Genomic DNA, 18,444 nt, shown 5'->3' with positions numbered 1-18,444 from the left:
TCCTGATCATGCGTATTAGCCTGTAAACCATGTTCCCGGTTTGAAATGTAAACGATGTCTTCGGTTTGTACCCGGGGCAAGCCCGCTCCCACAGGACTACCAGTGCCTTGGGGCCTGCAGGGTACTTGTGGGAGCGGGCTTGCCCCGCGAAAGGGCCGGTACTGACGACACAAGGCTCAAACCGACTTACTGATCTCATCCCCCACCGAAGCCTCAGCCACAGGCTCTGCTTTTTCTTCCACTTCGGTATCCTCAGCCGCCACCGGCGCCTGCATCACATCCTGCACGGTCTGCTCATCCACCCGCGGGTCGAGCGCCGCCGACAATGGCGAACCTGCCGCCGGCATGGCCACGTGGCCCAGCGGTGCGTCCTGCACCTGGTGCAAGCCGGTGACCGCTTTCGGGCGGATCCGCCACACCAGCACCAGCGCGAAGAACACGAAGAAGGCATAGAGCATCTGCGAGCCCAGCACCTTCATCAGCACCCCCGCCGCCAACGGCCCGATGCACGCCCCCACGCCATAGGTGACCAGCAACATCGCAGTCAGCGAGACGCGCCGCTCGCTTTCCACATGGTCATTGGAAAAGGCGACCGCCAGCGGATACAGGCAGAACTGCAGCAGCGAGATCAAAAAGCCGATGCCGAACAGCAATTCCAGCGGCACCTTGGGGAGAATCGCCAGGGGCGCCGCCGCCAGCGCCAGCCCCACCGCCACACTGCGGATCAGTACCGCCCGGTCGTAGCGGTCGGACAACCAGCCCAACGGCCACTGCACCAGCAAACCGGCAAAGATGCAGCTACCCATGAACAGACCGATCTGCTCGGTGGACAACCCCTGGCTTGAGGCATACAGCGGCGCCAGGCCATAGAACGAGCCGACGATCAGCCCCGACCCCAGCACCGTGCTCAGCGATTGCGGCACCCGCTTGATGAAGAATTTCGGCTCCATTGGCGCCGGGCGCAGCGGTGCGGGGTGAATGCGCCGGGTCATCGCCACCGGCACCAGGCACAACGCAAAGCACATGGCGACCAGCATCAGCAGTTCAGGGCCAAGTTCAGGGTGCACCACCAGGATCAGCTGGCCAAGCACCAGCCCCAGGTAGGAGGCGATCATGTAGCCGCTGAACACCGCACCACGGTGCTTGGCATCAGCCTGTTCGTTGAGCCAGCTCTCGATGACCATGTACTGGCACATCATCCCCAGGCCGACGATCATCCGCAGCCCAACCCAGGCCGGTAGCCAGTTGGTCATGCCGTGGCCCAGCACAGCAGCACAGACGATACCCGCACACGTGGCATACGCACGGATGTGCCCGACCCGGCCGATCAGCCGGTGGCCGACCTTGCCGCCCACGGCCAGGCCGAAATAGTTGGCCGCCATCAGCGCACCGACCCACAGGCTGTCGACATGATCGGCCGCCAGGCGCAGTGCCAGGTAGGTACTGAGCAGACCCGAGCCGATAAGCATCATCAAGGCAGCGAAGTACAGCGACTGAAACGGCTTCCAGATGTTTCGCATACGTCCCGTCGGGCTCCCTGGTCTGGTGGCGTTGGCTTGGCAAGCATAAAAGCAATTGTGCCGAAGCGCAGTCCCCTGCCGGCGAAATAGCCGAACAGGGACGCGCCCAGTAGCGGTGGTGTCGCGATCAGGCCTGTGCTGCCAACACGCGCCGCTCCCACGGCGTGATCTCGTCAAAGAAATCGGTCAGCTCAAGCGTCTTGGTGGCAACGTAGCCTTCGATGAACTCACTGCCGAACAGTTCCCGTGCCAGCGCGCTGCGTTTGAGGCGCTCCAGCGCCGCGTGCAAGGTGCACGGCAGGCTCAGGTGCTCCGGCACCGCGAACTCGCCCTGTATCGCCGCCGTGGGCTGCAGCCGTTGCTCGATGCCATGCAGGCCAGCAGCCAGGCTGGCGGCGATGGCCAGGTAGGGGTTGGCGTCGGCACCCGGCAGGCGGTTCTCAACACGCCGTGCCACCGGGGCACTGGCCGGGATGCGCAGCCCGGCGGCGCGGTTGTCTTCGGACCAGCAGGCGTTGTTAGGCGAGGCATAGGGGTGGCAAAGCCGCTGGTACGAATTGACGTTGGGGGCGAACAGTGCGGTGAAATCGGCCATGCACGCCTGCTGCCCACCGATGAAGTGGTAAAAGGTCTCGGTCGGCTGGCCCTGCTCATCGCTGAACACGTTAAGCCCCGTGGCAATCTCAACCAGGCTCTGGTGAATATGCATCGAGCTACCCGGCGTATGCGCCAAGGGCTTGGCCATGCACACCACGTTCAGGCCATGCTTGAGCGCCACTTCCTTGAGCAGGTGCTTGAACAGGAAGGTCTGGTCGGCCAGCAGCAAGGGGTCGCCGTGCAGCAGGTTGATCTCGAACTGGCTCACGCCCATTTCGTGCATGAACGTGTCACGCGGCAGGCCCAGTGCCGCCATGCACTGGTAGACCTCCTGGAAAAACGGCCGCAGGCCATTGTTGGAGCTGACGCTGAATGCCGAGTGCCCCAGTTCGCGGCGGCCGTCCTTGCCCAGCGGCGGCAGGAACGGCTGCTGCGGGTCGCTGTTGGGCGCGAAGACGAAGAACTCCAGCTCGGTCGCCACCACGGGCGCCAGGCCGAGCGCAGCATAACGGGCGATCACGGATTTCAGCTGGCCGCGGGTGGATAGCGCCGATGACCTGCCGTCCAGTTCGTTGGCATCACAGATAGCCAGGGCAAGGCCCTGCTCATTCCACGGCAACCGGTGGATCTGCGAAGGCTCCGCCACCAGCGCCAGGTCCCCGTCGTCGCTGCCGTAGAAGCGGGCCGGCGGGTAGCCGCCCATGATGCATTGCAACAGCACGCCGCGGGCCATCTGCAGGCGGCGGCCTTGCAGGAAACCTTCGGCGGTCATCACCTTGCCGCGAGGCACACCGTTGAGGTCGGGGGTGACGCATTCGATCTGGTCGATGCCCTGGAGGTGCTCGGCGAGCGAGCGCTGGGCTGCGGTGGTCATGACGCTTGTCCTTGTTGTTATAGGCTGACACAACATAGGCTGGGGGTGTTTAAAATATCAAGCACCCCGCACTGGCCTCATCGCCGGCATGCTGGCTCCCACAGGGGAATCACATGCCTTCACAGCGGTGCAATCCTTGTGGCAGCCGGCTTGCCGGCGATTAGGCCCGTATGAACAACCTTATTCGCGCAGGGTCATGCCATTGGAAGGCAACGGCAAGGCGGTTTTGTACCGCACCTGCTTCAAGGCAAAACTCGAGCGAATGTTGGCCACCCCCGGCAACCGCGTCAGGTAATCGAGAAACCGCTCCAGCGCCTGAATGCTCGGCAACAACACCCGCAGCAAGTAGTCCGGGTCACCGGTCATCAGGTAGCACTCCATCACCTCGGGCCGTTCGGCAATCTCTTCCTCGAAGCGGTGCAGCGCCTGCTCGACCTGCTTCTCCAGGCTGACATGAATGAACACATTCACATCCAGCCCCAAAACCTCCGGCGATAACAAGGTCACCTGCTGGCGGATCACGCCCAGTTCTTCCATGGCCTTGACCCGGTTGAAACAGGGCGTGGGCGACAGGTTCACCGACCGCGCCAGCTCCGCGTTTGTTATGCGAGCGTTGTCCTGCAGGCTGTTGAGAATGCCGATATCGGTACGATCGAGTTTGCGCATGAGACAAAATCACCGGTTTTTTGTGTTTATGCAGAATGTTTATCTGTGCCGCCCGATAAAGGCAATCAACTTGAGAGAAAAATTCTCCCGGCGTGTCACTACTATGTAATTGACGCTGACCTACCAGTCACAAGCCGGTATTCAGCGGCGGCCGCTTCAGAGCTCACAAAAACAACATCCGAGCGAGCGTAAAAAGCATGAACGAGTACGCCCCCCTGCGTTTGCATGTGCCCGAGCCTACCGGCCGGCCAGGCTGCCAGACCGATTTTTCCTACCTGCGCCTGAACGACGCAGGTCAAGTCCGTAAACCCCCGATCGATGTCGATGCAGCCGACACTGCTGACCTGTCCAACAGCCTGGTCCGCGTGCTCGACGAGCACGGCGATGCACTCGGCCCATGGGCTGAAGGCATCGACCCGCAGGTCCTGCGCCAAGGCATGCGCGCCATGCTCAAGACGCGCATCTTCGACAGCCGCATGGTGGTTGCCCAGCGCCAGAAGAAGATGTCCTTCTACATGCAGAGCCTGGGTGAAGAAGCCATTGGCAGCGCCCAGGCGCTGGCGCTCAACCGCACCGACATGTGCTTCCCCACTTATCGCCAGCAAAGCATCCTGATGGCCCGCGACGTGTCGCTGGTGGAGATGATCTGCCAGTTGCTGTCCAACGAGCGCGACCCGCTCAAGGGCCGCCAGTTGCCGATCATGTATTCGGTGCGCGAGGCGGGCTTCTTCACCATCAGCGGCAACCTGGCGACACAGTTCGTGCAGGCGGTCGGCTGGGCCATGGCCTCGGCCATCAAGGGTGATACCAAGATCGCCTCGGCCTGGATCGGCGACGGTGCCACCGCCGAGTCGGATTTCCACACCGCCCTGACCTTCGCCCACGTGTACCGCGCGCCGGTGATCCTCAACGTGGTCAATAACCAGTGGGCGATTTCCACGTTTCAGGCCATTGCCGGCGGTGAATCGACCACCTTCGCCGGCCGTGGCGTCGGCTGTGGCATCGCCTCGCTGCGGGTCGATGGCAACGACTTCGTCGCCGTGTACGCCGCCTCGCGCTGGGCTGCCGAGCGTGCCCGCCGCGGTCTCGGCCCCTGCCTGATCGAGTGGGTGACCTACCGCGCCGGCCCGCACTCCACCTCAGACGACCCGTCAAAATACCGCCCGGCCGACGACTGGAGCCACTTCCCGCTGGGCGACCCGATCGCCCGCCTGAAGCAGCACCTGATCAAGATCGGCCAATGGTCCGAGGAAGAACACCAGGCGGTCACTGCCGAGTTCGAGGCCGCGGTGATTGCCGCGCAGAAAGAAGCCGAACAGTACGGCACCCTGGCCAACGGCCACATCCCGAGCGCGGCTTCGATGTTCGAGGACGTGTACAAGGAAATGCCCGACCACCTGCGCCGTCAGCGCCAGGAACTGGGGGTTTGAGATGAACGACCACAACAACAGCATCAACCCGGAAACCGCCATGGCTACCACTACCATGACCATGATCCAGGCCCTGCGCTCGGCCATGGATGTCATGCTCGAGCGCGACGACAATGTGGTGGTGTACGGCCAGGACGTCGGCTACTTCGGCGGTGTATTCCGCTGCACCGAGGGCCTGCAGAACAAATACGGCAAGTCCCGGGTGTTCGACGCGCCGATTTCCGAGAGCGGCATCGTTGGCACGGCCGTCGGCATGGGCGCCTATGGCCTGCGGCCGGTGGTGGAAATCCAGTTCGCCGACTACTTCTACCCAGCCTCCGACCAGATCGTTTCCGAGATGGCGCGCCTGCGTTACCGCTCGGCCGGCGAATTCATCGCCCCTCTGACCCTGCGCATGCCGTGCGGTGGCGGCATCTATGGCGGCCAGACACACAGCCAGAGCCCGGAAGCAATGTTCACCCAGGTGTGCGGCCTGCGCACGGTAATGCCGTCCAACCCGTATGACGCCAAAGGCCTGCTGATCGCCTCGATCGAATCCGACGACCCGGTGATCTTCCTTGAGCCCAAGCGCCTGTACAACGGCCCGTTCGACGGCCACCACGACCGCCCGGTGACCCCGTGGTCCAAGCACCCGCACAGCGCAGTGCCCGATGGCTACTACACCGTGCCGCTGGACAAGGCTGCAATCACCCGCCCCGGCAGCGACGTTACCGTGCTGACTTACGGCACCACGGTCTATGTGGCACAGGTGGCCGCCGAAGAGACCGGCGTCGACGCTGAAGTCATCGACCTGCGCAGCCTCTGGCCGCTGGACCTGGACACCATCGTCGCGTCGGTGAAGAAGACCGGCCGCTGCGTGGTGGTGCACGAGGCCACCCGTACCTGCGGCTTTGGTGCCGAGCTGGTGTCGCTGGTGCAGGAGCATTGCTTCCACCACCTGGAAGCGCCCATCGAGCGCGTCACCGGCTGGGACACCCCCTACCCTCACGCGCAGGAATGGGCTTACTTCCCAGGCCCTTCGCGGGTAGGTGCGGCATTGAAACGGGTCATGGAGGTCTGAATGGGCACGCACGTCATCAAAATGCCGGACATTGGTGAAGGCATTGCGCAGGTCGAGTTGGTCGAGTGGTTTGTCAAAGTCGGTGATGTAATCGCCGAAGACCAGGTAGTGGCCGATGTCATGACCGACAAGGCCACCGTGGAAATCCCTTCGCCGGTCAGCGGCAAGGTACTGGCCCTTGGCGGCCAGCCAGGTGAGGTGATGGCGGTTGGCAGCGAGCTGATCCGCATCGAAGTCGAAGGCAGCGGCAACCATGTGGATGCGCCGCAGGCCAAGCCTGCCGCTACTGAAGCCGCACCGGTTGCTGCCAAGCCGGAGCCGCGCGTCGAAGCGCAACCGGTTGCCTGCCCGGCAGCAGCGTCGCACAGCGCGGCACCGATCGTGCCGCGCCAGGCCGACGAAAAACCCCTGGCCTCCCCGGCCGTGCGCAAGCGCGCGCTGGATGCCGGCATCGAACTGCGTTACGTGCATGGCAGCGGCCCTGCCGGGCGCATCTTGCACGAAGACCTCGATGCCTTCATCAGCAAACCGCAGAGCTCTGCAGGCCAGGCGCCCGGCGGCTACGCCAAGCGTACCGACAGCGAGCAGGTGCAAGTGATCGGCCTGCGCCGCAAGATCGCCCAGCGCATGCAGGATGCCAAGCGCCGTGTCGCGCACTTCAGCTACGTCGAAGAGATCGACGTCACGGCGCTGGAAGCCTTGCGCCTGCAACTCAACAGCAAGCACGGCGAGAGCCGCGGCAAACTGACCCTGCTGCCGTTCCTGGTCCGCGCACTGGTTGTCGCGCTGCGCGACTTCCCGCAGATCAACGCCACCTATGACGACGAAGCGCAGGTGATAACCCGCCATGGCGCAGTGCATGTGGGTATCGCCACCCAGGGCGATAACGGCCTGATGGTGCCCGTATTGCGCCACGCCGAGGCCGGCAGCCTGTGGGGCAATGCCAGCGAGATTTCCCGCCTGGCGAACGCCGCCCGCAACAACAAGGCCAGCCGCGAGGAACTGTCCGGCTCGACCATCACCCTGACCAGCCTCGGCGCGCTGGGCGGCATCGTCAGTACGCCGGTGGTGAACACCCCGGAAGTGGCGATCGTCGGCGTCAACCGCATGGTCGAGCGGCCGATGGTGATCGACGGCCAGATCGTGATCCGCAAAATGATGAACCTGTCCAGCTCGTTCGACCACCGGGTGGTCGATGGCATGGATGCCGCGCTGTTCATCCAGGCCGTGCGTGGCCTGCTTGAGCAACCCGCCTGCCTGTTCGTGGAGTGAGCATGCAACAGACTATCGACACCACCCTGCTGATCATCGGCGGCGGCCCAGGCGGCTACGTGGCTGCCATCCGCGCCGGGCAGTTGGGCATCCCCACGGTCCTGGTGGAAGGCCAGGCGCTAGGCGGCACCTGCCTGAACATCGGCTGCATTCCGTCCAAGGCATTGATCCATGTGGCCGAGCAGTTCCATCAGGCCGCCCGCTACACCGAACCGTCCGAGCTGGGTATCAGCGTGACCTCACCGCGCCTGGACATCAGCCAAAGCGTCGCCTGGAAGGACGGGATCGTCGACCGCCTGACCACCGGCGTCGCTGCGCTGCTGAAAAAGCACGGGGTCAAGGTGATCCATGGCTGGGCGAAGATCCTCGACGGCAAGCATGTCGAGGTCGATGGCCAGCGTATCCAGTGCGAGCACCTGCTGCTGGCCACCGGCTCGAATAGCGTTGAGCTGCCGATGCTGCCGCTGGGCGGCGCTGTGGTTTCGTCTACCGAAGCCCTGGCACCGCAGACGCTGCCCAAGCACCTGGTGGTGGTGGGCGGCGGCTATATCGGCCTGGAGCTGGGTATCGCCTACCGCAAGCTGGGCGCTCAAGTCAGTGTGGTGGAGGCGCGCGAGCGCATCCTGCCGACCTACGATAGCGAGCTGACCGCGCCGGTGGCCGAATCACTGAAAAAGCTGGGCATCGCCCTGCACCTGGGGCACAGCGTCGAAGGCTATGACAACGGCTGCCTGATGGCCCGCGATGGCCAAGGCGCACAACTGAGCCTGGAAGCCGATCGGGTACTGGTGGCCGTGGGCCGCCGCCCGCGCACCCAGGGTTTCAACCTGGAAAGCCTGGCACTGAAGATGAACGGTGCTGCCATCGCCATCGACGACCGCTGCCAGACCAGCATGCGCAACGTGTGGGCCATCGGCGACGTGGCCGGCGAACCCATGCTCGCCCACCGCGCCATGGCGCAAGGCGAAATGGTGGCCGAAATCATCGCCGGCAAGGCGCGACGCTTCGAGCCCAGCGCGATTGCCGCCGTGTGCTTCACCGACCCGGAAGTGGTGGTGGTCGGCCACACACCGGAGCAGGCAAGCCAGCAAGGGCTGGACTGCATCGTTGCGCAGTTCCCGTTCGCCGCTAACGGCCGAGCCATGAGCCTGGAGTCGAAAACCGGGTTCGTGCGCGTGGTGGCGCGCCGTGACAATCACCTGATTGTGGGTTGGCAGGCGGTTGGCGTGGCGGTTTCGGAACTGTCCACGGCCTTTGCCCAGTCACTGGAAATGGGCGCTCGGCTGGAAGATATCGCTGGCACCATCCACGCCCACCCGACCCTGGGCGAGGCGGTTCAGGAAGCGGCACTGCGCGCACTGGGCCACGCCCTGCACATCTGACACTGAAGCGGCTTCGGCCGATTTGGCCCGCAGTGCCCTGAAGGCGCTGCGGGTCTTTTTTCATCTCGCCGATGCAGGTTCACTCGGAAATGGCGTTCTTGCCGGCCCCCTTGGCCCGGTACAAGGCCTTGTCTGCACGACCGAGCAGGTCGCTCTGACCTTCACCTTCCTGCCACTGCACCACGCCATAGCTCATGGTCAGCCGGCACTCGCCAATCTGCTCGACCTGCACCATCGCCTGACGCAACCGGCCCGCCACCGCCAGCGCCTCGTCCAGCGTGGTCTGCGGCATCACCATGACGAACTCGTCGCCGCCCCAACGCGCCAGCAGGTCGTGATCGCGCAGGCAGGTACGCAAGTGCTCGACCATGTGGACCAAGGCTGCATCGCCCTGGGCATGGCCATAGCGGTCATTGATCGGTTTGAAGTCGTCCACGTCCATGGCGATCACCGCCAGCGGCTCACGGAAACGCTGGGCGCGTCTGCATTCCTGTTGCAGCGCCTGCTCCAGCCGGTAGCGATTGGCGATTCGGGTGAGCGCATCACGCTCAGCCAGCTCGCGGTTTTCGTCCAGCTGGCGCTGCAGCTGCTGGTTGACCCAGGACAGCTCGCGCGTGCGCTCAGCCACCTGAGCCTCCAGCGAGTGGTTCTTCTGCTCAAGCTGAGCCACCAGGCGCTTGCCGGCGTCGATGTTGCGGTGCGCGCCCAGCATGCGCGCCACCGAGCCGTCTTCGTTGCGGGCGATGATGTGGCCGCTGTCCTCGATCCACAGGTAGCTGCCATCCTGGCAGCGGCAGCGGTACTCGATGAGGTAGCGTTCGTTGCGCTGGTTGATGTACGCCTCGAAGTGCGCCATCACCCGCGGGTAGTCCTCGGGGTGAATCACGCTTTCCCAGGTAAGTACGCTGTTGGCCATGGAATGGCTGGCGTAGCCGAGCATGGCGTACCAGCCGGGGTTGCGATAGACGTAGCCGGTGTTGGCGTTCCAATCCCAGATGCCATCGCTGATCAACTCGAACAGCATCTGCAATTGCTGCTCACTGAAACCGGCAGGCACCGGCCTTGATTCCTGACTCATGGACGCTCTCCCTGGTGTCCAGCAACTGCGCCCCGGTCAAGGTGCTGCCGAATGTGCTCGTCATTGCCATCAGCGGCAAGATCGTTCCTCTCACTGGCGAGCATATTCCGCGCAGATGGCAACCGGAATAGCCCAGACGCCCTATTTTCTCGGGTTTGCCTCAGTGGCATGGCTTTTGCCCCTGAACCTACCCCTTTAATGACTTCCAGGGACAAGGAGGAAACACCGTGATCACACTCAATGGCTTGGGCTGGCAACCCACGGTCCAGCAACAGAACCGCATCACTCTCGAACAGCCACTGGCCGATAGCGTGGCGCTGCGTGCGCCACAGGCATCAAGCAACACCTCCGCGCAAAAGAACAGCCAGGGCAACACATCGGAACAGAACGCCGACGAGGCCCGTGCAGAGGCCTTTGCCAAACTAAAGGTGCTGCTGCAGAACCCCGGCATTGCCGCACGCCAGCAGGCCGGCGCGAGCACCCAGGAAAGCAGCGACGCCACACAAGCGTTCCGCGAGTACATGGCCAGGACGCCCGAGGATAAAATCAAGGAGAAAGTGCTCGCCGAACTAGGCATGACGGTGGAGGAGTTCGACGCGCTGCCACCGGAACAGAAAGCCAGGATTGGCGAGCAGATAGCGCAACGCATCAAAGAAGACCTGGAAATGGAGGCCCAGGCAAAACTCCAGGAGCAGGGTGGGATTGCCGAGCAGCGCCCCCAAGGCACCGACCTTGCAGCCTCGCCGGGCAACGCCGAACGTGAAAAAGCGGTGGAGGCTAGCCAGATCTGAACGTCGATGGCCACCCCTGCCCGGGGTGGCGTCACTATGCAGCACCGGTTTATGTAGGCGCAGTACGGCATCGTCATTGGACATTTCTTCATTCGACGTCAGCACGCCGTATAATCCCGCCCCCCAAAATCCGATGATGTTTTCTCATGAAGAAACTGCTGTACGTCGTAACGCTCGCCCTCGCCGCCATCCCCAGTGCCTTCGCCAATCCCCCCGCAACGTTTACCGAAGCCAAGGTTGTCGCCAAACAAAAAATCTACCTCGATCAGGCAAACAGCCCCCTGGGTGAGCTGTACTGTGGCTGCAAATGGACCTGGGTAGGCAAGTCCGGCGGCCGGGTCGATGCCAAGTCCTGCGGCTATGAAACCCGCAAGCTGCAGACACGCGCCGAGCGAACCGAATGGGAACACATCGTGCCGGCGTGGACCTTTGGCCACCAGCGCCAGTGCTGGCAGAACGGTGGGCGTGAACACTGCGTCGATGAAGACCCGACCTTCCGCGCCATGGAGGCCGACCTGTTCAACCTTTACCCGTCCGTGGGCGAGGTGAACGGAGACCGCAGCAACTTCAACTACGGCATGGTTTCGGGCGTCGCGCCGCAGTACGGGCAATGCACCACCAAGGTGGACTTCCAGCAGAAAACTGCCGAACCTCGCGATGAAGTGAAGGGGCTGGTGGCGCGAACGACGTTCTACATGTTCGACCGCTACAAGCTGAGCATGTCGCGCCAGCAGCAACAGTTGCTCATGGCCTGGGACAAGCAGCACCCGGTATCGGCATGGGAGAAACAACGGGACCAGCGTATTGCCGCGATCATGGGCCACTCCAACCCCTTCGTCACGGGCGAACGCACGTGGACGCTGGGTTACAAGCCCGCAGGCGCTTCCGACATCGCAGCATCGGCAGCCCCGAAAAATGCGGTGAAGGAAGTGGCCAAACCGACATTGGCGAGTGCGTCGATCAACGGGGCGATTATCGGCAACCGCAACAGTCATGTGTACCACCTGGCCAACGGGTGCCCAGGGTACAGCCAGGTCGCGCAGAAAAATCAGGTGGCGTTCGGCAACGAGGCCGAGGCACAAGCTGCAGGGTATCGCAAGGCGGGGAACTGCAAGTAGCAGAAATATGGCGTCCCAGGGCAGGTTCGAACTGCCAACCTTCCCCTTAGGAGGGCCATTTTAACCAGTATAGCAACGGGATCACGCCAGCATTTACTAGGTTTTTCGTCCAGTTGCGTCTAACCAGACGCACCCGTATATTCATTTCTGCACCCACAATGCACCCACGGGAACGAAGTGAAAGAGAAGCTAACCGCCAAGTTGCTGGCCGGCCTGCAGGTCACCGGTCGCGAGTACGAAGTCCACGACACTACCATTACCGGGCTTTACGTGCGCGTGACCGCCGCGGGGGCGAGGTCCTATGTCGTTACCTGGGCCAGGGGCCGCAAGAAAACCCTAGGCCGGGTGGGCATCCTCACCCTCGAACAGGCCCGCCAGGAAGCGACCCAGTACCTTGCTGAGGCTCGCAAGCACGGCGAGCCCACAGCCGTCTCACAGGGTCGCCGAGGAGCCACCCTACCCTCCCTGCGCGGCTTCATCACCGACACCTATCTCCCGTGGTTCAAGGCGCACCACCGGGGCTACGAAAAGACTGCCCACACGCTGGCCAGCAACTTCGAGACGATCATGCCCCAGCGCATCGACGCTATCACCGGCCACGATCTGGAGAAGATCCGCACGACCTGGCTGCAAGCCGGCAACAAACCGGCGACTGTGAATCGGAAGATGGGCAGCATCAGCGGTGTATTCAGTCGAGCGGTCGAATGGGAAATCATCACTACCCACCCAATGGTCAAGCTCAAACAGCTGAAGGTCGACAGCAAGGGGGTCGTGCGGTACCTGAGCGCCGACGAGAACCTACTACTGCGCAAGGCCCTGGACGATCGCCAGGATGAAGCCCAGGCAGATCGAGAAAGCGCCAATAGGTGGCGAGCTGATAGAGGCCGAAAACTGCTCCCTTCATTTGCAGGCCGAGTATTCACTGACCATCTAAAGCCAATGGTGCTGGTATCACTTAACACCGGTATCCGGCGCGGCGAGCTATTCAACCTCGAATGGCCAAGAGTCAACTTTGCGACCAAGACACTTACTGTCATCGGCGATACAGCCAAGACCAATGAGACTCGCCACATCCCTTTGAACAAGGAGGCTCTCGAAACTCTTCAGGTTTGGCAGAAGGAATGCCGAAAGAAGTCGGGATTCGTATTCCCGTCATCTGATGGAGGACGGCTCGAGGACGTCAAAAGCGCGTGGCTCGGGCTACTAGAGCGCGCAGGGATAACCGGCTTCCGCTGGCACGATATGCGGCACGACTTTGCTTCGCGCCTGGCGATGGCCGGCGTACCCCTGAACACAGTGCGCGACCTCTTGGGCCACTCGGATATCAAGATGACCCTGCGCTACGCGCACCTTGCTCCGGACAGCAAGGCTGCTGCCGTAGAGCTCATTTAGAATGGCGGTTCGAAAGACACAATTGTTCGGCTGTCTTTGTGCGCTTCGACATGATCCATTAGATCATTCCACCAAAGACGCAGGTTAGAGCGATCTATGCGCCCCAATCCAGCAACCGACCAGTCAGTAAGAATTTGACTCGCGCCGTTCTCCCAAAAACACTTGGATGACTTGATAGTCTCCCAGATTCTCTGCTCCTCATAAGTCATCAGAGAAGGCAGTCGGTGACACATGTTAATAAAACGCTCGCTTTCATCGGAGGACCAGACGTCTGAAAAGATCGCTCCAAGCGAGTAGTTGTGTGTTTCACCATCGTCAAAATACGGCGTGTCCAGATCAAAGGCGATCTCCTCAATGGCCGCTTCCACCACGCCAGTGATCGACTGCCGACGAATTCGAGAAATGATCTCGATCATCATTTTTACCTTTGGATCAAGGCGGAGAGTCAGCGTCTCTGTCTTGCGAGCACCCTGACTGGGCTTGTTCTTCGCCATCACATCCACACCTCTCAATTTACGCGTAAAGCGAATGCTACATTTTGCGTCCAGCGAAGTCCATGCGTTCATAATCATCCAGTGATTGCAGTTGACGTGCACGCATTGCAGCAATAGGATTCCCATCAACCCGGAATCTTGCACCGGTCAATGGAGAGAATCATGGAACAAGCTCAACACCTAACCCCGCCGCTGTCCGTTAGAGTGGAGGAAGCAGGTCGCATTCTCGGGATTTCCCGGTCGGCTACCTACGAATTCATTGCAAAGGGGGAGATCAAGACTTTCAAGATCGGCCGGCGCCGCCTGGCGCTCATGACTGAGCTCAAGGCGTTCATTGAGCGTGCGGCAAAGGAAGGTGGTCGCTGATGGCTCTGGACAAGCAAACGCCAAAACTGGCGCTTGTGAAGGGTGGTGCCGAGCCAGTGTTAGAGGCACTGGCCCAGCGTGCCGCAAAGCAATCTGGAGACAGCCCGCAGCGCCTCAATTCTACCCATCCGCCGGAATCAGGCGCCACTCCTTATCGCCCTACATATGACGACCTGCGAGAAGCAGTGGATGAAGCCCACGCAATGCTGAGCCTCTTGGCCTCGGGTATGCGAATGATCGCCAATGGCTACGGCACCGCCCTGGAGGTTCGGAAACTGGCCGGCTCAACTGCGAAAGCAGCAACCACAAGTCAGCACTACCTTGGGCGTCTGCTTGAGGGGCTTGCGGCAACTGATGGCCGCGAGGGATAGCGAAGGAATGGAGGCGAGGAGAGAGAAATTGCCCAGGCAGTGCACCACCACCACCTGGGCCTGCCCCCTATTGAAAGGAGCCTGTATGACGGCCGAAACTATCGCAGATGCTGATCTGCCTGACAACCATTCGACCCACGCCCAGGCCTCGCGGATGATCGCCGCGCTGCGCAAGGGCCCTGTGTCATCGATCGAGGCGGCGCAGTCGCTGGATATCGTGCACCCCCCTTCCACTATCCGCCATCTGCGGCGGCAGGGCTGGGGCATCCTGACCAGGTGGTGCTACCAAGCTGCAGCGCCAGGCCGGCGCCCGCATCGGGTAGGGCTGTATGTCCTACATACGGATATCGACTAAGGCAGCAGCCGGCGGTGCTACAGCTCGTACCACCGGCTCCCTGGGTGAGTCGCCGAATGGCAAGAAAGAAACAGTACAAGGTCGACTTCGGGGGGCGGGTGTTCGCCCTGCCCCACCGACTTCTCATGCACCCTGCTTTCGACAACCTAAGCCCCAAGGCAGTTACCGTCCTAATCAAGCTTGGGCGGCACTACAACGGCCGCAACAATGGCGACCTGGCTTGCACTGTCGAGATGATGGCCGAGGGGCGCAAAATGGACGCCAAAACGCTCGCATCAGCGCTGCAGGAGCTGATCGACGCAGGCCTGATTATCCGAACTCGTACCTACAGGAAGGGTGGCCGTGAACCTGGTATGGCTCAGTGCGCGCTGTATGCGCTCGCCTGGGCATACATCGACGAGTGCCCAGGGAAGAACCTAGAAACATCCCCAGGCCCGGCGCCATTCAAGTTCACCTGATTTCGATTTTTTCGGTGGGATTTTTTCCGCCATCGACTGGGAATTTTTCCCATACGGCTTTCCGGTTGCGTCCGGTTGTGTTGACCCACCTGCTACCGACTGGGATTTTTTCCCAGTCACTTGCCGAGTTTTCTGGGGTTGCGGGCATCATGTGAACGGAAAAATTCCCAGTCTTTATAATTTACCATCCCCATGGGCTCTGATTGCGTGCACTGCGGGTCGCTGGCGCTGGCGTGATGGCCCAAATCTGGATCATCTGGCGCACAAAAAAGGCACCACCCCGGATCAGGGTAATGCCCGCATTGTCGATAGTGGCTGGGCCGAGATTCTGGCCCAGTTCAGCGCCTCCACTCCTCAGGATCTCGATAAGCAAGCCCTTGGTTGGCTTCCTTGAGCAGAGCCTTCACATCCCAGGCCTCAGTATCGTACCCAGCGTGAACCAGACCGCCGATCACCGCCGCCTCAATAGCGCTCATGAAGCCGAGCACCTGAGCCCGAAGCGTCTCAAACTCTTCATGTGATGCCCCACGGGCACGGTCGAGCCAGGACGACGCAACGCTTCCGAGGTGGCCAACCGGCTCGGCGCTTGTCGCCTTGACGTGTTTGAGGGCGATCAGGGCAAGGGCCTGGCCAGTCTTCCAGCCACCGGTATAGTCGCCAGTCAGCGGAACATCCCAAAGGCAATGGCCGTACTTGGGTACATGGAACTCAATGCCTACATAGGGCAGCTGTTGAGTCGGATGCTTACGGCGCTTGAACTTCAATGGCCCGAGAGTGCGCGATGATTGATTCATTGCGGGATCTCCAGGTCTTTCGCCAGCTGGCAGAACACTTGGTGGGCATTGTCTGAGACGATACGCATCGCGCGGATAACCCCGTCCTCAAGATAATCACCGAGCCGCCCAGGTTCACCTTCGAGACTAGCGCTGTGTTCCAGTACCCGGGCAAGCTGGCTCAGGACGGAAAGACTCTCCTCAACCCGACGGGCCGAGGGGGCAAAAGCTCTCAAGTCATTGTTCATTTCGCGCCCCCATTCAGCCAGAACTTGCGATAGACCTCGTAGCCGACATCGTTCAGACCGGGATTGAATCGAGCAGCGAGCATCGCGCCGATCTGCTGCTCAACCGCGGCGGTGATCTCCGATACCTCCTCATCATCCGCATACCTCAAGGCGGTCTTGATCAGCTGGGTTGCATAAGCCTTACGGCGCTCGACCGAGCCCGCGCCCACTGTCTCCACTTGCGTTTTTTGGGTACTGCTGGCACTTTGGTAAAGTTGCATGACGTCTACCTTCAAGTTTCGTCGTGTGATCGGCCCTCCCGGTGTTCGAGCACCGGGTTGGCCACCTTCAAATGTGGGGGAATCCCACCCTTTACTGCTTGCCCTTTTCGTTCAGCCACCCAATCGCCCAACTAATAGGGTCTTTACTCCCCTGAGGCTTGAGTGGCTTACCGTCTCGCGCCGCTTGGCGCCCTTCCTGCTCCGTTTCGGTGTGAATCCACAGCGTCTGCTGCTTGAATCCTGCCTCTCGCTGTCGCTCCTTGTAGGCCCGTTGACGCAAGGTGTTGAGATCCTTCTTATCTGTCACTGACCACCTCCGTTACCAGTAATGCTGAGCCATACTGCCACGCCATTACCAGTAACGCAAGAGGTGTGCAAAATAACTCCAGACCCGCAGCCTCGAAGTCCTGGTGAGCCAAATGTGAGCTTGATCTTGTCATGGCTATAAGCCACCATTTCGCGATTCACCCATAGGGAGTTCAAAGTGACAGCACTGTTTGAAAAGCGCTTTGCCGAGCTGGATATAAAACTAACTCAACTGCAGAACGCCACCACGATGAGGGGCGACCCAAGAAAAGAAGGCCAGACAGAGTACCTAGCTCCAGAGTTAATTTTGCATTGGTCAGTAAGGGTCAAGGCACTGCTTGAAAGTGTTTGCGGCAAAGAATCTAGTTACCTGCAAAGGTTTATTGAAGCTGATCAGAATCAGATGTTCGATATTGGTGTTGCTCGCTTTGAACGAATGCGAGCTGTTTTTCTGGCAGCTAAAGAGGATTTTGAGGGGGGATACCTCAATTCGCTTCGAAGCCTTGTGCAAGCTGAAGTGTTCACCAGCGAACTTGAGCAGGCTGAAGAGCTTCTGCATTCCGGCTATGCCACAGCTGCCGCAGTGATTGCAGGCGTCGTCCTCGAAACAACGCTTCGGGATATGTGCTTAACCCATGGATTAGCTCATGGCAGTCTCAACAAAATGAACGATGACCTGGCCAAGGCTGGCGCATACAACGCCAATCAGAAAAAGCAGATCACCTCTCTTTCGGCAATTCGAAATAGCGCTGCTCACGGGAAGCCTGAAGAGTTCACGGCCGACCAAGTGAGAGGTATGATCGGAGACGTGCAGCGGTTCCTACTCGCACACCAGTAGGCGTTTAGGGCATAGACGGCCAGGTAACGCCCCGTTTACGCTCGGAGCGTTGCCAAGGGGGTGACCAAAGTGATGCACCCTCACTCTACCCCACCGTTAGCGGTTGCAGCGTTGCCCTGGGGTACTTCCTCAAATTGAGGATATATCCATTTCTGGATGGGCCGGCCGATGCGTCCAAAGCTGGACAGACCTCTGTGGGAGCTGGCCAGCAAGATGGGAGCAAAGCTGCTCAGATCTCCTCAGGTTTGAGGGTATCGGCAGGCTTGCGGATGTGCTCAGATCTGAGCACATCGAGATAGCCAGGGCGCAACTACCAAAATCAGTCGACTCGACCTGATCCAGCGTGTGGAAAACAACACACCGTGTGGAATCGACACACTGGAGATCGGCTGAAACTCCAGCTTATGCCCTTTCACGACCTTCTCGTAAAAGACCTGGGCGAGAATTCCTAAGCCGTAACTCCGGCTTAGCTCGCCAACTTCGGGATTTGAAGTCCGATCTTAGGACCACCAGCCGAGACAGGCCATATCGTCCGACTCGGACCTCCTTGCATGACTGGCGCGGGCCTACCCTGACAGCAGGCCGGAGCAGGTAAAGGTGATCGTGGCTCACATTTAGCCGGCGGGGTTGTCAATCGCTATCCCAGCGATCGATGTGAGGAAATCCCACTTCGCTGCAGCTAGGCCGCCGGAGGGTACGATTTCAAATCTGTCCTTTGCAGGTGGAGGGGTATTCCCTCGGCGGGGGTGAACGATTCGTTCACCTGGTGGCCGGGGGTGACTACCCAGCAATTGG

The 18,444-nt window shown here is 60.9% G+C and carries 21 protein-coding genes; 12 read left to right on the top strand and 9 right to left on the bottom strand.

What is annotated here, in order from left to right:
• Positions 1–176: 176 nt before the first annotated feature.
• From ACFY68_RS22070 to bkdR, 3 genes are all read right to left on the bottom strand, one after another.
• Complete coding sequence (locus ACFY68_RS22070; protein ID WP_387531719.1) at positions 177–1,520, bottom strand: MFS transporter; 1,344 nt, start codon at positions 1,518–1,520, stop codon at positions 177–179.
• A 127-nt stretch (positions 1,521–1,647) separates the two neighbouring features.
• Positions 1,648–2,889, bottom strand: a complete 1,242-nt coding sequence (locus tag ACFY68_RS22065; RefSeq protein WP_387531725.1) for a glutamine synthetase family protein — start codon at positions 2,887–2,889, stop codon at positions 1,648–1,650.
• Between the two features lie 282 nt (positions 2,890–3,171).
• Positions 3,172–3,657 (bottom strand): Bkd operon transcriptional regulator BkdR, encoded by a 486-nt coding sequence (gene bkdR / locus ACFY68_RS22060; RefSeq protein ID WP_012315571.1) that lies wholly within the window; start codon positions 3,655–3,657, stop codon positions 3,172–3,174.
• A 197-nt stretch (positions 3,658–3,854) separates the two neighbouring features.
• On the opposite strand from bkdR, the gene ACFY68_RS22055 reads away from it, so the two are divergent.
• Genes ACFY68_RS22055 through lpdA form a run of 4 tightly spaced genes read left to right on the top strand, consistent with a single transcriptional unit; the run spans position 3,855 to position 8,801 of the window.
• On the top strand, positions 3,855–5,087 hold the full coding sequence (locus tag ACFY68_RS22055; RefSeq protein WP_387531715.1) for a 3-methyl-2-oxobutanoate dehydrogenase (2-methylpropanoyl-transferring) subunit alpha: 1,233 nt from the start codon (positions 3,855–3,857) through the stop codon (positions 5,085–5,087).
• A 1-nt stretch (position 5,088) separates the two neighbouring features.
• Positions 5,089–6,147: an alpha-ketoacid dehydrogenase subunit beta gene (locus ACFY68_RS22050; RefSeq protein ID WP_387531712.1), complete on the top strand. Its 1,059-nt coding sequence runs from the start codon at positions 5,089–5,091 to the stop codon at positions 6,145–6,147.
• Positions 6,148–7,419, top strand: a complete 1,272-nt coding sequence (locus tag ACFY68_RS22045; protein WP_387531709.1) for a dihydrolipoamide acetyltransferase family protein — start codon at positions 6,148–6,150, stop codon at positions 7,417–7,419.
• Between the two features lie 2 nt (positions 7,420–7,421).
• Complete coding sequence (lpdA, locus tag ACFY68_RS22040) at positions 7,422–8,801, top strand: dihydrolipoyl dehydrogenase (RefSeq protein WP_387531706.1); 1,380 nt, start codon at positions 7,422–7,424, stop codon at positions 8,799–8,801.
• A gap of 79 nt (positions 8,802–8,880) precedes the next feature.
• Here lpdA and ACFY68_RS22035 read toward each other — a convergent pair whose 3' ends face one another.
• Positions 8,881–9,879 (bottom strand): diguanylate cyclase domain-containing protein, encoded by a 999-nt coding sequence (locus tag ACFY68_RS22035; protein WP_387531703.1) that lies wholly within the window; start codon positions 9,877–9,879, stop codon positions 8,881–8,883.
• Positions 9,880–10,106: 227 nt separating this feature from the next.
• Here ACFY68_RS22035 and ACFY68_RS22030 point away from each other — a divergent pair, with 227 nt between their 5' ends.
• The 3 genes from ACFY68_RS22030 (at position 10,107) to ACFY68_RS22020 (ending at position 13,180) form a co-directional block, all read left to right on the top strand.
• Complete coding sequence (locus ACFY68_RS22030) at positions 10,107–10,670, top strand: hypothetical protein (RefSeq protein ID WP_387531700.1); 564 nt, start codon at positions 10,107–10,109, stop codon at positions 10,668–10,670.
• Positions 10,671–10,816: 146 nt separating this feature from the next.
• On the top strand, positions 10,817–11,788 hold the full coding sequence (locus tag ACFY68_RS22025) for an endonuclease (RefSeq protein WP_387531698.1): 972 nt from the start codon (positions 10,817–10,819) through the stop codon (positions 11,786–11,788).
• Positions 11,789–11,965: 177 nt separating this feature from the next.
• On the top strand, positions 11,966–13,180 hold the full coding sequence (locus ACFY68_RS22020; protein WP_387531695.1) for a tyrosine-type recombinase/integrase: 1,215 nt from the start codon (positions 11,966–11,968) through the stop codon (positions 13,178–13,180).
• Here ACFY68_RS22020 and ACFY68_RS22015 read toward each other — a convergent pair.
• On the bottom strand, positions 13,177–13,746 hold the full coding sequence (locus ACFY68_RS22015) for a hypothetical protein (RefSeq protein WP_387531692.1): 570 nt from the start codon (positions 13,744–13,746) through the stop codon (positions 13,177–13,179). The two genes, ACFY68_RS22020 and ACFY68_RS22015, sit on opposite strands and share 4 nt — an antisense overlap.
• Positions 13,747–13,836: 90 nt before the next feature.
• Between ACFY68_RS22015 and ACFY68_RS22010 the strand changes: the two genes are divergently transcribed.
• From ACFY68_RS22010 to ACFY68_RS21995, 4 genes are all read left to right on the top strand, one after another.
• Complete coding sequence (locus tag ACFY68_RS22010; RefSeq protein WP_387531689.1) at positions 13,837–14,040, top strand: helix-turn-helix domain-containing protein; 204 nt, start codon at positions 13,837–13,839, stop codon at positions 14,038–14,040.
• Positions 14,040–14,411 carry a hypothetical protein gene (locus ACFY68_RS22005; RefSeq protein ID WP_387531686.1) on the top strand — a complete coding sequence of 124 codons (372 nt, stop codon included), beginning with the start codon at positions 14,040–14,042 and terminating at the stop codon, positions 14,409–14,411. The genes ACFY68_RS22010 and ACFY68_RS22005 overlap by 1 nt, the downstream gene beginning before the upstream one ends.
• Positions 14,412–14,496: 85 nt before the next feature.
• Positions 14,497–14,766, top strand: coding sequence for a helix-turn-helix domain-containing protein (locus tag ACFY68_RS22000; RefSeq protein WP_196914322.1), 270 nt, complete (start codon positions 14,497–14,499; stop codon positions 14,764–14,766).
• 56 nt (positions 14,767–14,822) lie between these two features.
• Positions 14,823–15,224, top strand: a complete 402-nt coding sequence (locus tag ACFY68_RS21995) for a helix-turn-helix domain-containing protein (RefSeq protein WP_387531684.1) — start codon at positions 14,823–14,825, stop codon at positions 15,222–15,224.
• 338 nt (positions 15,225–15,562) lie between these two features.
• Here the strand turns inward: ACFY68_RS21995 and ACFY68_RS21990 are convergent, their stop codons facing one another.
• The 4 genes from ACFY68_RS21990 to ACFY68_RS21975 all read right to left on the bottom strand — a co-directional run bounded on the left by ACFY68_RS21990 (position 15,563) and on the right by ACFY68_RS21975 (position 16,812).
• Entirely contained in the window at positions 15,563–16,018 is a 456-nt protein-coding gene (locus tag ACFY68_RS21990; RefSeq protein WP_387531681.1) for a hypothetical protein, read from the bottom strand.
• A complete protein-coding gene (locus ACFY68_RS21985; RefSeq protein ID WP_387531679.1) occupies positions 16,015–16,245 on the bottom strand; it encodes a hypothetical protein in 231 nt (76 codons plus the stop codon). Before ACFY68_RS21985 ends, ACFY68_RS21990 begins: the two co-directional genes overlap by 4 nt.
• Positions 16,242–16,505 carry a hypothetical protein gene (locus ACFY68_RS21980; RefSeq protein WP_387531677.1) on the bottom strand — a complete coding sequence of 88 codons (264 nt, stop codon included), beginning with the start codon at positions 16,503–16,505 and terminating at the stop codon, positions 16,242–16,244. The genes ACFY68_RS21985 and ACFY68_RS21980 overlap by 4 nt, the downstream gene beginning before the upstream one ends.
• 91 nt (positions 16,506–16,596) lie before the next feature.
• Entirely contained in the window at positions 16,597–16,812 is a 216-nt protein-coding gene (locus ACFY68_RS21975) for a hypothetical protein (RefSeq protein ID WP_387531674.1), read from the bottom strand.
• Positions 16,813–16,989: 177 nt separating this feature from the next.
• Between ACFY68_RS21975 and ACFY68_RS21970 the strand changes: the two genes are divergently transcribed.
• Positions 16,990–17,649, top strand: coding sequence for a DUF4145 domain-containing protein (locus ACFY68_RS21970; protein ID WP_387531671.1), 660 nt, complete (start codon positions 16,990–16,992; stop codon positions 17,647–17,649).
• Positions 17,650–18,444 lie beyond the last annotated feature (795 nt).

The organism is Pseudomonas sp. NPDC012596 (assembly GCF_042902325.1).
Lineage (GTDB): Bacteria > Pseudomonadota > Gammaproteobacteria > Pseudomonadales > Pseudomonadaceae > Aquipseudomonas.
The sequence above is the reverse complement of the archived record's forward strand: the minus strand, read 5'-3'. Positions and strand labels throughout refer to the sequence as shown.

What these genes read in the sequence shown, in the direction of transcription:
- ACFY68_RS22000 (WP_196914322.1), top strand. Translation starts at nt 14,497, where the DNA reads ATGACGGCCGAAACTATCGCAGATGCTGATCTGCCTGACAACCATTCG.
- ACFY68_RS22035 (WP_387531703.1), bottom strand. Translation starts at nt 9,879, where the DNA reads ATGAGTCAGGAATCAAGGCCGGTGCCTGCCGGTTTCAGTGAGCAGCAA.
- ACFY68_RS21985 (WP_387531679.1), bottom strand. Translation starts at nt 16,245, where the DNA reads ATGAACAATGACTTGAGAGCTTTTGCCCCCTCGGCCCGTCGGGTTGAG.
- lpdA (WP_387531706.1), top strand. Translation starts at nt 7,422, where the DNA reads ATGCAACAGACTATCGACACCACCCTGCTGATCATCGGCGGCGGCCCA.
- ACFY68_RS21980 (WP_387531677.1), bottom strand. Translation starts at nt 16,505, where the DNA reads ATGCAACTTTACCAAAGTGCCAGCAGTACCCAAAAAACGCAAGTGGAG.
- ACFY68_RS22070 (WP_387531719.1), bottom strand. Translation starts at nt 1,520, where the DNA reads ATGCGAAACATCTGGAAGCCGTTTCAGTCGCTGTACTTCGCTGCCTTG.
- ACFY68_RS22045 (WP_387531709.1), top strand. Translation starts at nt 6,148, where the DNA reads ATGGGCACGCACGTCATCAAAATGCCGGACATTGGTGAAGGCATTGCG.
- ACFY68_RS22050 (WP_387531712.1), top strand. Translation starts at nt 5,089, where the DNA reads ATGAACGACCACAACAACAGCATCAACCCGGAAACCGCCATGGCTACC.
- ACFY68_RS22010 (WP_387531689.1), top strand. Translation starts at nt 13,837, where the DNA reads ATGGAACAAGCTCAACACCTAACCCCGCCGCTGTCCGTTAGAGTGGAG.
- ACFY68_RS21990 (WP_387531681.1), bottom strand. Translation starts at nt 16,018, where the DNA reads ATGAATCAATCATCGCGCACTCTCGGGCCATTGAAGTTCAAGCGCCGT.
- bkdR (WP_012315571.1), bottom strand. Translation starts at nt 3,657, where the DNA reads ATGCGCAAACTCGATCGTACCGATATCGGCATTCTCAACAGCCTGCAG.
- ACFY68_RS22005 (WP_387531686.1), top strand. Translation starts at nt 14,040, where the DNA reads ATGGCTCTGGACAAGCAAACGCCAAAACTGGCGCTTGTGAAGGGTGGT.
- ACFY68_RS22015 (WP_387531692.1), bottom strand. Translation starts at nt 13,746, where the DNA reads ATGAACGCATGGACTTCGCTGGACGCAAAATGTAGCATTCGCTTTACG.
- ACFY68_RS22055 (WP_387531715.1), top strand. Translation starts at nt 3,855, where the DNA reads ATGAACGAGTACGCCCCCCTGCGTTTGCATGTGCCCGAGCCTACCGGC.
- ACFY68_RS22065 (WP_387531725.1), bottom strand. Translation starts at nt 2,889, where the DNA reads ATGACCGCCGAAGGTTTCCTGCAAGGCCGCCGCCTGCAGATGGCCCGC.
- ACFY68_RS22025 (WP_387531698.1), top strand. Translation starts at nt 10,817, where the DNA reads ATGAAGAAACTGCTGTACGTCGTAACGCTCGCCCTCGCCGCCATCCCC.
- ACFY68_RS21995 (WP_387531684.1), top strand. Translation starts at nt 14,823, where the DNA reads ATGGCAAGAAAGAAACAGTACAAGGTCGACTTCGGGGGGCGGGTGTTC.